Source organism: Bradyrhizobium sp. UFLA05-125, from assembly GCF_059803515.1.
On sequence record NZ_JBANBJ010000125.1, the window covers coordinates 1 to 15207 of the forward strand.

Annotated in this window: 14 protein-coding genes; 10 read left to right on the top strand and 4 right to left on the bottom strand. The window is 62.9% G+C overall.

Annotated elements, in window-relative coordinates; all coding sequences use genetic code 11:
* Both SO156_RS44340 and SO156_RS44345 read right to left on the bottom strand, forming a co-directional pair.
* On the bottom strand, nucleotides 1-774 hold a 774-nt coding region (locus SO156_RS44340), incomplete at its 3' end, for an ABC transporter permease (RefSeq protein ID WP_498539240.1).
* 100 nt (nucleotides 775-874) lie between these two features.
* The gene (locus SO156_RS44345; RefSeq protein WP_498539241.1) at nucleotides 875-2476 is read right to left on the bottom strand and encodes an ABC transporter substrate-binding protein; all 1602 of its coding nucleotides are present in this window, start codon (nucleotides 2474-2476) and stop codon (nucleotides 875-877) included.
* 306 nt (nucleotides 2477-2782) lie between these two features.
* Between SO156_RS44345 and SO156_RS44350 the strand changes: the two genes are divergently transcribed.
* The 6 genes from SO156_RS44350 (at nucleotide 2783) to SO156_RS44375 (ending at nucleotide 10626) form a co-directional block, all read left to right on the top strand.
* Nucleotides 2783-3040: a DUF6489 family protein gene (locus tag SO156_RS44350; RefSeq protein WP_458144371.1), complete on the top strand. Its 258-nt coding sequence runs from the start codon at nucleotides 2783-2785 to the stop codon at nucleotides 3038-3040.
* Nucleotides 3040-3840, top strand: a complete 801-nt coding sequence (locus SO156_RS44355; protein WP_458144370.1) for an esterase/lipase family protein — start codon at nucleotides 3040-3042, stop codon at nucleotides 3838-3840. The genes SO156_RS44350 and SO156_RS44355 overlap by 1 nt, the downstream gene beginning before the upstream one ends.
* Before the next feature lie 45 nt (nucleotides 3841-3885).
* Nucleotides 3886-5436, top strand: a complete 1551-nt coding sequence (locus SO156_RS44360; RefSeq protein ID WP_498539242.1) for a WS/DGAT/MGAT family O-acyltransferase — start codon at nucleotides 3886-3888, stop codon at nucleotides 5434-5436.
* A gap of 23 nt (nucleotides 5437-5459) precedes the next feature.
* Nucleotides 5460-6455 carry an alpha/beta fold hydrolase gene (locus SO156_RS44365; protein ID WP_498539243.1) on the top strand — a complete coding sequence of 332 codons (996 nt, stop codon included), beginning with the start codon at nucleotides 5460-5462 and terminating at the stop codon, nucleotides 6453-6455.
* 131 nt (nucleotides 6456-6586) lie between these two features.
* Nucleotides 6587-9823 carry a bifunctional cytochrome P450/NADPH--P450 reductase gene (locus SO156_RS44370; RefSeq protein WP_498539244.1) on the top strand — a complete coding sequence of 1079 codons (3237 nt, stop codon included), beginning with the start codon at nucleotides 6587-6589 and terminating at the stop codon, nucleotides 9821-9823.
* A gap of 128 nt (nucleotides 9824-9951) precedes the next feature.
* The gene (locus SO156_RS44375) at nucleotides 9952-10626 is read left to right on the top strand and encodes a spermidine synthase family protein (protein WP_458144366.1); all 675 of its coding nucleotides are present in this window, start codon (nucleotides 9952-9954) and stop codon (nucleotides 10624-10626) included.
* Between the two features lie 29 nt (nucleotides 10627-10655).
* Here SO156_RS44375 and SO156_RS44380 read toward each other — a convergent pair whose 3' ends face one another.
* A complete protein-coding gene (locus tag SO156_RS44380; RefSeq protein WP_498539245.1) occupies nucleotides 10656-11120 on the bottom strand; it encodes a nuclear transport factor 2 family protein in 465 nt (154 codons plus the stop codon).
* A gap of 131 nt (nucleotides 11121-11251) precedes the next feature.
* Nucleotides 11252-12172, bottom strand: a complete 921-nt coding sequence (locus tag SO156_RS44385) for an alpha/beta fold hydrolase (RefSeq protein ID WP_498539246.1) — start codon at nucleotides 12170-12172, stop codon at nucleotides 11252-11254.
* Between the two features lie 167 nt (nucleotides 12173-12339).
* Here SO156_RS44385 and SO156_RS44390 point away from each other — a divergent pair, with 167 nt between their 5' ends.
* From SO156_RS44390 to SO156_RS44405, 4 genes are all read left to right on the top strand, one after another.
* Complete coding sequence (locus SO156_RS44390; RefSeq protein ID WP_498539247.1) at nucleotides 12340-12714, top strand: hypothetical protein; 375 nt, start codon at nucleotides 12340-12342, stop codon at nucleotides 12712-12714.
* Entirely contained in the window at nucleotides 12711-13793 is a 1083-nt protein-coding gene (locus SO156_RS44395) for a PHA/PHB synthase family protein (RefSeq protein WP_498539248.1), read from the top strand. The genes SO156_RS44390 and SO156_RS44395 overlap by 4 nt, the downstream gene beginning before the upstream one ends.
* On the top strand, nucleotides 13790-14383 hold the full coding sequence (locus SO156_RS44400; protein ID WP_498539249.1) for a GNAT family N-acetyltransferase: 594 nt from the start codon (nucleotides 13790-13792) through the stop codon (nucleotides 14381-14383). The genes SO156_RS44395 and SO156_RS44400 overlap by 4 nt, the downstream gene beginning before the upstream one ends.
* A 214-nt stretch (nucleotides 14384-14597) precedes the next feature.
* Nucleotides 14598-15050 carry a phasin gene (locus tag SO156_RS44405; RefSeq protein WP_458144361.1) on the top strand — a complete coding sequence of 151 codons (453 nt, stop codon included), beginning with the start codon at nucleotides 14598-14600 and terminating at the stop codon, nucleotides 15048-15050.
* The last annotated feature ends 157 nt before the right edge of the window (nucleotides 15051-15207 follow it).

Sequence of the window (15207 nt, forward strand, 5' to 3'; positions counted from 1 at the left end):
AATTACCGAGCCAAATTGCAGGCCCGCCACGGTGATCACCGGAACCAGCGTATTGCGCAACGCGTGGCCGAAATGGATCGCGCGCGTCGTGAGGCCGCGGGCGCGAGCAAAGCGGATATAGTCGGTGCGCATCACCTCCAGCATCTCGGCGCGAACCAGGCGCATGATCAGCGTCATCTGGAAAAGGCCGAGCGTGATCGACGGCATGATCAGCGCCTTCAATCCGGAGAGCGTGAGCAGCCCCGTCGTCCACCAGCCGATATGCACGACGTCGCCGCGGCCGAACGAGGGCAGCCAGCCGAGCGTCACCGAGAACAGATAGATCAACAGGATGCCAATCAGGAAGGTCGGCAGCGAGATGCCGATCAGCGAGATTGCCTGGAATGCGTGGGCCAGCAAGCTGTCGCGGCGGAGCGCCGAATAGACTCCCATCAGAATGCCGCCGACCATCGCGAAGATGGTGGCGCAGATCGCGAGCTCCAGCGTCGCCGGCATCCGCTCCATCAACAGGTTCGTGACCGGAAGGCGGAACTGGTAGGAAATGCCGAATTTGAATTGTGCCGCATTGGCGACATAGCGGCCGAACTGCACGATGACGGGATCGTCGAGGCCGAGCGATTGGCGGATCGCGGCGCGTTCGGCGCCGGAGGTGTCGATTCCGACCATCTGGTTCACGGGATCGCCGGCGAAGCGGAACATCGAAAACGAAATGATCCCGACGGCGATCATGACGCCGATCGCCTGGATTGCCCGGCGAAGCGTGAAAGCGAGCATCGGTTCCTTTCAGGTCTCTTCAGAGGCCCGCATCATTGCGCAACTCTAAACGGCAAGTCCCGGAAGCCGAGGCTTCCGGGACTTCACAACACGTCAATACTTACTCTTCCTGCTTGGTGGCCCAGTAGAGCAGGACCTGGTTGTCCGCGCGCTGAACCAGTTTCACCTTCTTCGATACGCCCCAGGCCAGCGCCTGCTGATGCAGCGGGATATAGGCGTAATCCTTGTTGGCGATCTCGAAGGCCTGCTTGATCAGCAGATTGCGCTTGGTCATATCGGGCTCGACCAGGATCTTGTCCGTAAGCTCGTCGACCTGCTTGTTGCAGTAGCCGCCAAGATTGGCTTCGCCGCGGTTGGGATCCTTCGGATCGTCACGACACCCCATGATGTCGTGCAGCACGTTCTGGGAGTCCATCGTGGCCGGCGTCCAGCCCAGCAGGAAGAACGAGGTCTTGAAGCCGCCCGGCTTCAGGACCTTGGCGAAATATTGCGCCTTGGGCTGCGCCAGCAGGCTCACCTTGACGCCGATACGGGCTAGCATGCCGACCACGGCCTGACAGATCGCGGCGTCGTTGACGTAGCGGTCGTTCGGGCAGTCCATCGTGACCTCGAAGCCATCGGGATAGCCGGCCTCGGTCAAGAGCTTCTTGGCGCCATCGAGATCGAATTTCGGTCGCGTGAACTCCTTCGACAGCGGGTAGAGCTCCGGTGCGACCATGAGGGCGGACGGCGTCGAGAGCCCGCGCATGACGCGATTCTTGATCAGCTCGACGTCGATGGCCTTGTAGAAGGCTTCGCGGACGCGGACGTCCTTGAAGGGGTTCTTGCCCTTGATGTTCGAGAACAGGAGCTCGTCCCGCGACTCGTCCATGCCGATGAAGATCGTGCGCAGTTCCGGCCCGGACAGCACCGTCGCATTGGGGCTCGCATTGACGCGCTGGATGTCCTGGATCGGAACCGGCTCGATGACGTCGACCTCGCCCGACAACAACGCCGCGACGCGCGTCGCGTCCGAGGCGATTGGTGTAAAGATGATCTCCTTGAGATTGTGTTCGGGCTTCTTCCAGTAGTTCGGATTGGCCTTGAACACGGTCTTCACACCGGGCTGATGGCTCTCGATCGTGAAGGGGCCGGTGCCATTCTCATGCAGCGAGGCGTAGCTCGGGGTCGTGGCGGCGACCGGCGTCGGTGCCACCGCATTGTTCGCCTCAGCCCATTTCTTGTCCATGATGTACCAGACGTCCCACTGCCCATGGAGGATGGGGTTGGGCGAGCTGAGGACGAAATCGACGGTGTAGTCGTCGACCTTGATGACTTTGGCGTCGGCGGGGAGACGGTTCTGCAGGTTCGAACCCTGGGCGCGCACCCGGTCGGCGGAGAACACCACGTCATCAGCGGTGAAGGGATCGCCATTGTGGAATTTCACGCCCTTGCGCAGATGGAAGCGCCAGCGGGTCGGCTCCGGTATTTCCCAGCTTTCCGCCAGGGCCGGGATGATCTTGAGGTCCTTGTCCCGCTCGACGAGGCCTTCATAGACATGGCCGAGATGGGCATGGGTGGTGCTTTCATTGAGCGTGTAGGGATCGAGCGATTTGAGCTCGCCTTGGTTGGCGTAGCGCAGCGTCTGACTCACGGCCGGTGAGACCGTAAACGCAAGCGCCGAGGCGAGCGTCATCGCTAAAAGACCCTGACGTACCGACATTCTTGACCCTCTCCACTCCGCCGTGCCGTGATTTTTGATTGTTCGGCCGGCTTATGAATCCATGTTGCCCAGAGTTTTTGCACCGTGCAAGCGCCATTCCAGCAAGGAACGCGCCAACTTGCGCCGCTGTGCAGCAATGCTGACCGATAGTCCGACAGATCGCCCACCCGCGACATTCGACTTTTGATTGACCATATTGACCGATTGCGGGAGCGGCCATGTGGCGCCCGCATCAGGTCGCTTGCGTCGTACCACAACTCGCGGTGATACTGCGGCAAGGCCGCCCGAATCCGATCAGGAGGGGACATGAAGGTTAACATCGAAATCGACTGCACTCCTCTCGAGGCCCGCCAGTTCTTCGGGTTACCCGACGTGGGGCCGATGCAGACGGCAGTCATGGACAAGTTGCAGCAGCAGGTGCTGAGCAACATCGAAAAGGTCTCGCCGGAATCGCTGATCCAGAGCTGGTTCTCCTTCGATCCGAAGCTGGCCGAGCAGTTTCAGAACATGTTCGTGACGATGGCCGGGCTCGGCGCGCCGCGCAGCAGCGACAAGAAGAAATAATGCCGGTTGAGCCGGACGGAGCAGAGCTGTCGTCCCGGCTCCGTCCGCCGGGCCTCGGGCTCCTGCTCGCCGAAGCGCGCGGCCTGTTCGAATTCAACGCCAGCCTGTTGCTGTCGCCGCTTCTGATGCAGGCGCCAAAGGGCGACGGCCATCCGGTGCTGGCGCTGCCCGGCTTTCTCGCCAGCGACCTGTCGATGGCGCCGATGCGCCGCTATCTGCACGAACTCGGCTATGACGCCCAGGCCTGGCGGATGGGCCGCAATCTCGGCGGGCTGGCGCGGGTTCGGGACGCGCTGCGTGCCCGTCTGGCGGAAATTCATGCCGCGACCGGGCGCAAGGTCAGCCTCGTCGGATGGAGCCTCGGCGGCGTCTATGCCCGCGACCTCGCGCTCCAGGCGCCCGATATGGTCCGCTATGTCATTACGCTCGGCAGCCCCTTCGCCAATGACGTGCGGGCGACCAATGCGACGCGGCTCTATGAAGCGCTGTCGGGCGAACGGGTCGAGGACTTTTCCGAACTGCGCGAGGCCATCGCCGGCGACCTGCCGGTGCCGAGCAGCTCGATCTTTTCGCGCAGCGACGGCATCGTGCACTGGCGCACCTGCCAGTGCCGGCCCTGCGAGCGTGCCGAGAACATCGAGGTCTATTTCGCGAGCCATATCGGGCTCGGGGTCAACCCCGCAGCGCTCTGGGCCGTGGCCGATCGGCTGGCACAACCGGAAGGGGAGTTCTGGCCATTCGACCGGGCGGGCCCGTTTGCCATTGCATATGCCCCGCCGGACCCTACAGTATCGGCCTGACAAGAAGCGCCGGTAAGGCGCCAGTCCAATGTGTGGGAGGAAACTATGGGTGACGGTAAGAAGCTGTCGTCGCTGGACGCGTCGTTTCTCTATCTTGAAACGCCGGAGATGCCGATGCATGTCGGTAGCATGGCGATCTTTCGCCTGCCTGACGACTACAAGGGCGACTTCTTCGAAGACTTCAAGGCGATGATCGCCTCGCGGCTGCACATCGCGCCGATCCTGAAAGCGCGCCTCGAAAAGGCGCCGCTCGATATCGACCATCCCTCCTGGGTCGAGGACGACCAGTTCGACATCGATCGTCACATCTTCCGCGCCAGCCTGCCGGCGCCGCGCGACCGCGCCACCCTCGAGCGCATCGTCGGCTGGATGCATGCCAAGCTGCTGAACCGCGCCCGTCCGCTCTGGGAGTTCTACGTGTTCGAGGGCATGAAGGACAACGAGGTCGGTCTCTATTCCAAGATGCACCATGCCGCGATCGACGGCGGTGCCGGCGCGGCCTTGACCAACATGATCTACGACGTCTCGCCGATCCCGCGACAGGTCGAGCCGCCGGTGGGCGGGGCGAAGCCAGGCCAGGAACCGCGGGACATCGCCGCCAATCTGCTCGATTCCTACCAGCAGCTCTTCACCCAGCCGCTCGAGGCCTCGCAAGCCGCCAAGAACCTGCAACTGCCGCGCACGGGCAAGAGCGACATCGGCTCGATCCTGTTCGACAATGCGATGTACCAGATCGAAAGCGCGGTACGCTTTGCCGGCAACATTCCGACCGTGCTGAAGAGCGTCTCCGACGTGCTCGGCAAGATCTCCGATCCGAACTCGCGCGAGAGCCTTGCCAGCATGGTCTCGCCGCCGACCATGCTCAACAAGTCGATCTCCTCCGAGCGCAGCTTTGCTGGCGTCTCGATTCCGCTGTCGCGCGCCAAGGCGCTCGCCAAGCAGGCCGGCGGCAAGCTCAATGACGTGGTGCTCGCGCTCGCCTCCGGCGTGGTGCGGCGCTATCTCCAGCAATACGGCACGCTGCCCGCGAAATCGCTCACTGCGGCGGTGCCGATCTCGCTCCGCGAGGAGGGCAACACCGAGGCCAACAACCAGGTGTTCGGCATGATCTGCTCGATCGCCACCAATGTCGACGATCCCAAGGGACGGCTGGAGGCGATCATCGCGCAGTCGACCAAGGCCAAGGAGATGTCGCATCCGCTGCGCGCGCTGATGCCGCAGGTCTCCAATATCTCGATGCTTGGCGCGCCGATGATGGTGCAGATCCTGGCGCTGCTCTACAGCCGCTCGAATCTGTCGGACGTGCTGCCGCCGGCGGCCAACATCACCGTCTCCAACGTGCCGGGGCCGCGGCAGACGCTCTATGCCGCGGGTGCCGAGCTGCTGCACATCTATCCGGTGTCGATCTCCACCCACGGGCAGGCGCTCAACATCACCGTGCAGAGCTACCGCGACCAGCTCGATTTCGGCTTCATCGTCGGAGCCAACATCATCCCGCACGTGCAGGTGATGTGCGACATGCTGCCGGAGGAGTTCGCCGCGCTGGAAGCGGCCTACGCGCCGCCCGCGGCCGACGTCAAGGGCGCCGCCGAGTAGGAAAGTTTGCCAGGAATCCTGTGATGATTGAAATGCCGCCGCTCAAGTTCGTGCAGACGAACGGAATTCGCATGGGCTATTACGAGGCGGGCCCGAAGAGCGACAAGCCGCCGATGGTGCTGTGCCATGGTTGGCCGGAGCTCGCCTTCTCCTGGCGTCACCAGATCAAGGCGCTGAGCGAGGCCGGCATCCGCGTGATCGCGCCGGACCAGCGCGGCTATGGCGCGACCGATCGGCCCGAGCCGGTCGAGGACTACGACATGGAACATCTGACCGGCGATCTCGTCGGTCTGCTCGACCATCTCGAAATCGGCAAGGCGATCTTCGTCGGACACGACTGGGGCGGCTTCATCGTCTGGCAGATGCCGCTGCGCCACCCTTCGCGCGTCGCCGGCGTCGTCGGCGTGAACACGCCGCATTGGGACCGTGCGCCGGCCGATCCGATCGAGCTGTTCCGCAAGCGGTTCGGCGACCAGATGTACATCGTGCAGTTCCAGGACCCGGCGCGCGAGCCGGACAGGATTTTTGGCAGCCGCGTCGAGCAGACCTTCGATGCCTTCATGCGCAAGCCGCTGCCACGGCCGGACGCGAAGCCGACCGAGCCGCCGGTTGCCGGCGTCGGGGCGTCGCCAAAGACCAACCTGGCGTTTCCGCAGATGATTGCGGCCTACGATGCAAAATTCGATCCGCGCACGCCGATCCTGTCGGCCGAGGAGAAGAAGGTGTTCGTCGACACCTTTGCGAAAACCGGCTTCACCGGCGGCATCAACTGGTACCGCAACTTCACCCGCAACTGGCAGCACTCCAAGGACCTGGATCATCACGTGCGCGTGCCGTCTCTGATGATCATGGCCGAGAACGACGCGGTGCTGCCGCCCTCGGCTGCCGATGGCATGGAGAGGCTGGTGCCGGATCTCGAAAAGTATCTCGTCAGGGACAGCGGCCATTGGACGCAGCAGGAAAAGCCGGAAGAGGTCAGCGCCAAGCTGATCGAATGGCGTAGAAGGCGGTTCGGGTGACGACGCGGTCATCGGTGTGAGTTGTGCTGTCGTTCCGGGGCGGTCCGCAGGACCGAACCCGGAACCTCGAGATTCCGGGTTCGATGCTGCGTATCGCCCCGGAATGACGCAATTGGGGGAAGCGTAGCTAAATGTCATCCAAGAACCGTCTGGACCCGATCCCGCGTCCTCCGACCAAGCCGGTGGTCGGCAACATGCTGTCGCTGGATTCGGCCGCGCCCGTGCAGCATCTGACGCGTCTTGCCAAGGAGCTCGGCCCGATCTTCTGGCTCGACATGATGGGGTCGCCGATCGTCATCGTCTCCGGCCATGATCTCGTCGACGAGCTCTCCGACGAGAAGCGCTTCGACAAGGTGGTACGCGGCGCGCTGCGACGGGTGCGCGCCGTCGGCGGCGACGGCCTGTTCACGGCCGATACCAACGAGCCGAACTGGAGCAAGGCCCACAACATCCTGCTCCAGCCCTTCGGTAATCGCGCCATGCAATCCTATCACCCGAGCATGGTCGATATCGCCGAGCAGCTCGTCAAGAAATGGGAGCGGCTCAACGCCGACGACGAGATCGACGTCGTCCACGACATGACCGCGCTGACGCTGGATACGATCGGTCTCTGCGGCTTCGACTACCGCTTCAACTCGTTCTACCGGCGCGACTACCATCCGTTCGTCGAGTCACTGGTGCGCTCGCTCGAGACCATCATGATGACCCGAGGCCTGCCGTTCGAGCAGCTCTGGATGCAGAAGCGGCGGAAGACGCTCGCCGAAGACGTGGCCTTCATGAACAAGATGGTCGACGAGATCATCGTCGAGCGGCGCAAGAGCGCGGAAGGCTCGGACGACAAGAAGGACATGCTCGCGGCCATGATGACCGGCGTCGATCGCACGACCGGCGAGCAGCTCGACGACGTCAACATCCGCTACCAGATCAATACGTTCCTGATCGCGGGACACGAGACCACCAGCGGTCTGTTGTCCTACACGATTTATGCGCTGCTCAAGCACCCGGACATTCTCAAGAAGGCCTATGACGAGGTCGACCGCGTCTTCGGTCCCGACGTCAATGCCAAGCCGACCTACCAGCAGGTGACGCAGCTCACCTACATCACACAGGTTTTGAAAGAGGCGCTGCGGCTGTGGCCGCCGGCGCCGGCCTACGGCATCTCGCCGCTAAAGGACGAGACCATCGGCGGCGGCAAGTACAGGCTGAAGAAGGGCACCTTCACCACGATCCTGGTGACGGCGCTGCATCGCGACCCCGGCATCTGGGGACCCAACCCGGATGCGTTCGATCCCGGGAACTTCAGCCGCGAGGCGGAAGCCAAGCGCCCCGTCAATGCCTGGAAGCCGTTCGGTAACGGCCAGCGCGCCTGCATCGGCCGAGGCTTTGCCATGCACGAGGCCGCGCTTGCGCTCGGCATGATCCTCCAGCGCTTCAGGCTGATCGACCATCAGCGCTACCAGATGCACCTCAAGGAAACGCTGACGATCAAGCCGGAAGGGTTCAAGATCAAGGTCCGTCCGCGCGCCGATCGCGAACGCGGCGCCTATTCCGGCCCCGCGACGCTGAGCACGAGTGCAGGCGCGGCTGCACCACGCGCTACCACGCGCCCGGGACATAATACGCCGCTGCTGGTGCTCTATGGCTCCAATCTCGGCACGGCTGAAGAGCTGGCGATGCGCGTTGCCGATCTTGCTGAGGTCAACGGCTTTGCCAGCAAGCTCGCGCCGCTCGATGATTATGCCGGCAAGCTGCCGGTGGAAGGTGGTGTGCTGATCTTCTGCGCCTCCTACAATGGCGCGCCGCCGGACAACGCCACGCAGTTCGTCAAATGGCTGCATGGCGACATGCCGAAGGACGCGCTTTCAAAAGTGCGCTACGCCGTATTCGGTTGCGGCAACAGCGACTGGGCCGCCACCTATCAGTCCGTGCCGCGCTTCATCGACGAGCAGCTTTCGGCCCATGGCGCACGCAGCCTCTATGCGCGCGGCGAGGGCGATGCGCGGAGCGATCTCGACGGCCAGTTCGAGACATGGTTCGCCGCTGCCGCGCCCGCGGCCGTGAAGGAGTGGGGGCTGACGCAAAACTTCAGCCGCAGCGCCGACGACGAGCCGCTCTACAAGGTCGAGCCGGTCGCACCCGGTGCGGTCAACGCGATCGCTGCGCTGGGCGGAACAGCGGCGATGAAGGTCCTGGCCAACGACGAGCTCCAGAGCAAGAGCGGGCCCAACCCGTCCGAGCGCTCGACTCGTCATATCGAGGTGCAGTTGCCGCAAGGCGTAAGTTACCGCGTCGGCGACCATCTCAGCGTGGTCCCGCGCAACGATCCGGCGTTGGTCGATGCCGTGGCACGCCGCTTCGGCTTCCTGCCGGCCGACCAGATCAAGCTCGCGGTGGCTGAAGGCCGCCGCGCGCAATTGCCGGTTGGCGAGAGCGTGTCGGTCGGTCAGCTCCTGACCGATTTCGTCGAGCTCCAGCAGGTTGCAACGCGCAAGCAGATCCTGATCATGTCGGAACACACGCGCTGCCCGGTGACCAAGCCGAAGCTGCTTGCCTTCGTCGGCGACGACACGGAGGCTGGCGAGCGCTACCGTGCCGAGATCCTGGCCAGGCGCAAATCGGTATTCGATCTCTTGATCGAATATCCGGCCTGCGAGCTGCCGTTCCATGCCTATCTCGAAATGCTCTCGCTGCTGGCGCCGCGCTATTACTCGATCTCGTCTTCGCCCTCGGTCGATCCGGCACGATGCAGCGTCACCGTCGGTGTGGTCGGCGGCCCAGCTGCTTCAGGTCGTGGCAACTACAAGGGCATCTGCTCGAACTATCTCAGCGATCGCCGCGCAGGCGACACGATCTACGCCACGGTGCGTGAGACAAAGGCCGGCTTCCGCCTGCCGGATGATTCGTCGGTGCCGATCATCATGATCGGCCCGGGCACGGGTCTTGCGCCGTTCCGCGGCTTTCTTCAGGAGCGCGCCGCGCGGAAAGCCAAGGGCGCTGAGCTGGGGCCGGCGATGCTGTTCTTCGGCTGCCGTCGCCCCGATCAGGATTTTCTTTATGCCGACGAATTGAAGGCAGCTGCAGCGAGCGGCATCACCGAGCTGTTCACTGCATTCTCGCGTGCCGAGGGGCCGAAGACCTATGTGCAGCACGTGCTCGCTGCGCAGAAGGACAGGGCATGGAGCCTGATCGAGCAGGGCGCGATCATCTATGTCTGCGGCGATGGCGGCAAGATGGAGCCCGACGTGAAGGCGGCGCTGCTCGCGATCTATCGTGAGAAGAGCGGCAGCGATGCTGCCGCCGGCGCGCGCTGGATCGAGGAGCTTGGTACAAAGAACCGCTACGTGCTCGACGTCTGGGCGGGCGGATAGCCGAGCCGCGCTGTTGTAGCCCGGATGGAGCGAAGCGAAATCAGGGTCGGTCTTTCATGGAGGGAACACTCCCGGATTGCGCTTCGCTCCATCCGGGCTACGAAGCAAATCGTGCTAAAGCTCATCGGATGATTCCCTGGGAAAAACTTGATACCGCCGGGATACCCGGCTCCGATGGCGAGCTGCGCCTGATGCGTCGCGGCAAAGAGTTCTCCATCATGCTCGGCACCAACGAGCTGATGAACAGCCGCCTGTCGGGCTCCGAGGCTGCACTCGCGACGCTTGCAGCCAAACAGATCGAGAAGGTCGCCAAACCCGTTGTCCTCATCGGCGGATTGGGTATGGGCTTTACGCTGCGTGCGGCGCTCGCCGTGCTCGGAAGCAAGGCGCAGATCGTGGTGGCCGAGCTGGTCCCTGCCGTGGTGGCATGGGCGCGAGGTCCGATGGCCGAGATTTTTGGCGACAGTCTCAACGACCCTCGCGTTGATATACGCGAAGCAGATGTTGGGCAGTTGATCGAAGGACATCCGCTCGGGTTCGATGCGATCCTGCTTGACGTCGACAATGGCCCGGAAGGTCTCACCCGCAAGGCCAATGACGCCTTGTACGATGTCACCGGGTTGAAAGTCGCCCACACGGCGCTGCGGCGGGGCGGCGTGCTTGCAGTCTGGTCATCCGGGCCACATGCGAAGTTTTCACGCCATCTTCGTGCTGCGGGCTTCGAGGTCAACGAGGTCAACGTCCGCGCCACCGGAAAAGGCGGTGGCGCGCGCCACGTGATCTGGATTGCGAAGAAGAGCTAGGCCATATTCGCCGCCGTACGCCGTCTGCGTCAGAACATCGTGTTGTTGTTCGCGGGATTGTCGGGAATGGGCTGGACGACGTCCCAGTGCTCGACGATCTTGTTGTTTTCCAGCTTGAAGATATCGACGATCGCATTGCCCCTGGTGCCGGGCTCGCGAACAGCGTGAACGTGCAGGATGACGTAGTCGCCGTCGACGAACGAGCGCTTGATCTCGCTGTGCGAGTTGGGGAACTTTTCGCGCAGGAAGCCGATGAATTTGCGAAAACCCTCCGGGCCGTCGGGAGCGTTTGGATTGTGCTGAACGTAACGATCGCCGACATAGGCAAGCGCAGCGTCGGCGTCCTTCTGATTGAGGCCCTTCTCATAGAAGGCAAGCACGTTGCTGCGATTGGCTTCCTCTTTCGCGTCGCCAGCAGTCGCACCGCCGCTCGCGAAGGACAGCAGGAGGATTGAGGCGGCGATCATCGCGCCCGACCGGAAGATGAGATGCATGGTGAGCTCCGAGAGGCCGTGGCCTCTTTCCCTCGCGATTGCAGAACGTCTGTATAGCTTTCGCGCCGGCCTGCCGTAAGAGAGTATCCGGTAGCTCACATAGTCACCGGGAGGAGACTGGTCACACTGTCCTACGCCGCCTTCGCCGCCGCCCCGTGTGCGTGCTTGTCGACGGCGTCGATGATTTGCGGCCAGAAGCGCATCGGCAGTGCGTGGCCCATGCCGTCGATCATCAGAAGTGTTGCGTTGGGGATCGATGCCGCGGTGTCCTTGCCGCCTTCGGGGTGCACCAGCGGATCCACGGTACCGTGGATGACGAGCGTTGGCGTCTTGATGCCGTTCAAGCGCTCCTTGCGGCTGCCGGAGGCGAGCACGGCGCGCAACTGCCGCCCGACGCCGGCCGGATTCAGTCCGCGCGCGAACACTCGTTCGGCGCGGCCGGGATCGAGCGCCTCTTCCTCCGGAAAATGGCCGGCGCGCAACACTTTCCAGGTCTGGCCGTAGCGCACGATGAATTCCTCCTTGCTGCGCGGCGGCGGCGCCATCAGCATGGCAGCCGCCTCGCGGGTCGGCGGCGGTACGCGTGGATTTCCCGTCGTCGACATGATCGAGGTGAGCGAGCGCACGCGCTGCGGAAACGACAGCGTGATTTCCTGCGCGATCATGCCGCCCATCGAGGCGCCGACGAGATGCGCCGACTTGATCCCGAGCGCGTCCATCAGGCCGACCGTATCCCTGGCCATGTCGATCAGCTTGTAGGTGGCGGCCACGGGAATCTTCAGGAAACGCAGCTTCAACAGCTCGAACGGCGTCAGCCGCTTGCCGCCGGTAAGATGGCTGGACTTGCCGATGTCGCGATTGTCGAAGCGGATCACGCGAAAGTCGCGTGCGGCGAGCTGTTCGCAGAATGCGTCGTCCCAGTGGATCATCTGGGCACCCAGGCCCATGATCAGCAGCAGAGGCTCGGCGTTGTCGTTGCCGAAAATCTCGTAGCAGATGTCGATGCCGTTGGCGCGGACGGTCTGCGGCGGCTGATGAGCGGAAGCATTCACGGGCATGTTCCCCTTGCTGGCGACCAACGTTGTATCGCACGGTTTGCCGCCGCAAAGAAGCCGCGTGCGCGACATCAGGCCGCCGCTCGTGGGTTGACCCGCCCGTCACAACGGTGTGGTATGGCGCGAAAAGAAGGGCAACACAGCTCTCGACCTGGAGGACGCCGATGACCGACAAGATCAATGATCCGGTCGCCTTGTGGCAGAAGATGATTGGCGAGATGGAGAAAGGCTTCAACTCGTTCGCCACCAAAGCGATGGAGACGCCCGAATTCTCGCAGGCCATGAACCGGGCCGGCGGCGTTGCTGCGGGTGCTCAGAAGCAGTTCGGCGACCTCATGGAGAAATACCTTCTGTCGATGAATCTGCCGAGCCGTGAGCAGATGACCGGAATTGCCGAACGGCTGCAATCCATCGAAAGTCAGCTCGGCGAGATCAAGTCCATGCTCAGCCAGATGTCAGGCGCCTCTGTTGGATCGCAGATGAGCGCGGCGCCGAGGCCGCCGCGGACCAAACGTCCCCCATCCGGAGAGCCGAAATGAATGCGCCGACGGGACTTGATTTCGCAGAGATCCCGGAGCGCATCCAGTCCGAGGTGCAGCGCGCCATCATGCGCAGCATCAAGGGCGTCGAATATTTCTCGACCTCCGGCCCCAAGCTCGGGTCGACGCCGAAGGACGTGCTGCATTCGCGCGGCACGATGAGCCTCTATCACTACCGCCCGATGTCGGACGAGATCTACCGCGTGCCGGTGCTGATCGTGATGGCCACCACCAACCGCGGCTACATCCTCGATCTCGTGCCGGGCCAAAGCTTCATCGAGTTCCTCCTGAAGCGCGGCTACGACGTTTACATGCTCGACTGGACCGCGCCGCGGCCGGAAGAGAAGAGCCTGGCGATGGAGGACTACGTTCTCGACTTTATCCCCGATTGCATCCGCCGCGTGCAGCAGGATTCCGGAGAGGAGGACGTCTCCATCATTGGCTATTGCTTCGGCGGCGTGCTTTCGCTGCTCTACGGCTCGATCGTCAACGACGGGCCGATGAAAAATCTGATCTGCTTCACCACGCCCATCGATTTCCGCGAGATGAAGCTGTTCTCAAATTTCTCCGACCGCCGCTATTTCGACGTCGATCGTCTCGTCGACAGTATCGGCAACGTGCCGCCGGAGATGATACTCTCCTCCTTCGAGATGCTGCGCCCGGCCTCGCGCACCGTGAGCCAGATCCAGCTCTGGGAGAACATCTGGAACGATGAGTTCGTGAAATCCTACCGGATGTTCGACCGCTGGGCGACCGATACGCTGCCGCTCGCCGGCGAATATTTCCGCGCCATCACCAAGGACCTGATGTGGGACAACAAGCTCTTCAACGACACCATGTCGGTCGGGGGACGAGCGGCAAAGCTCGAAGACATCAAGGTGCCGATCCTGCATGCGGTGGCCGAGCACGATCACATCGTGCCGTATGAAGCCGCGAAGCACCTGATCACGAAGATCGGGTCCGAGGACAAGGAAGAGGTGATGCTGAAGGGCGGCCACGTCTCGCTCGTCGCCGGCGCCAACGCGGTTCGGCGGCTGTGGCCGAAACTGGACTCCTGGCTGGGGAAGAGATCGACATGAGTGAAGCGCGTTCCTATCCGCGTCACGTCAAGACGGATGCTGGCGACGTCGAGATCCGCCTGATGTCGCCGGCGGACGAAGCGGCCGTGCTCGCTTTCGGCAAGGCGCTGCCGCCTCATGATCTCCTGTTCCTGCCGCGCAACATCAGCGAGCCGAAGGTGCTCTCGGCCTGGGTCAAGGAGATCGAACGTGGTGCGATCACGAGCCTGCTGGCGGTCAGGGGTGGCACGGTCGTCGGCTGCGGCACGCTGGTGCGCGATCCGCATTCCTGGTCGCCGCATGTCGGCGAGATCCGGATGGTGGTGTCATCAGACGTGCGCGGGAAGGGAGTCGGACGGGCGGTGTCGCAGGAGACCTTTGCGCTCGCGCTCGGTGCTGGCCTCGAAAAGCTCTCGGTCCAGATGACGGTCGATCAGCAGGCAGCGATTGCCCTGTTCGAGAGCCTCGGCTTCAAGGCCGAAGCGCTGTTGCGCGACCATGTCCGGGACATCGACGGCAAGACCCACGACATCGTCGTGCTCGGGCACAACATCGCGCAGGTCCAGGCCCAGATGGAGGCCTACGGACTGCCAGGCGCTGTCCAGCACTAGAGCCCGGCAGTCAGGCTCAGTTTGGATCCAACGGATCCCGAAGCGGCTAGGGAGGCATCACAATGCCTTCCGCAAAGGCTTTTCACGATTTCGTGATATCGCAGTGCAATATGGATGTTGCATCGCACAATTAACTATGCCATATAAGCCGTGCCCCGGGCCAATCCGGACGGGGTGAGCCCATAGCTCAGACAATTGAGGATGGAGAGACCCCATGACGACCGAAACCAACCCCGCTTTCGAGGGCTTCAAGGACGCGTTCAAGAACATCCAGAACCTGGAAGTTCCCGAGGCTGCCCGCGAATTCGTCAAGAAGACTGCCAACACCGCCAAGGACCGCGCTGCCGAGGTTTTCGCTGGCTCCGAGCGGGTGACCGCCGCCATCGAGAATGCGGTGACCGATTCCGTCTCCGAGGCCGGCAAGATCAGCCGCAACATCCAGCAGGCGATCTATGAGGACGCCGAGGCGTTCTTCTCCGGCATCGACAAGCTCGCTTCGGCCAAGTCGATCAGCGAAGCCGTCGAGATCCAGTCCGGCCTGCTCCGTGCCCGCAGCGAAGTGTTCGTCTCGCGCGCCAAGGCGACCACTGACTATCTCGGCAAGCTCGCCGCCAACGGTGCGAAGTCCGCTCAGGACAATTTCGCGAAGGTCTACAAGACCGCCTGATGTGTGCGTCTAAGTCGAGAAACTGAGTTTTTTAAGGCCCGCTTCGGCGGGCCTTGTTTTTTTCGCTCTCTCGTCATTGCTGTGCAAGTTCACTAATTCGGTGATCGAATGGTTTGGGTCTGGGCCTCGGCAAATCCCTTTGGTGTCTTGCCGCCGA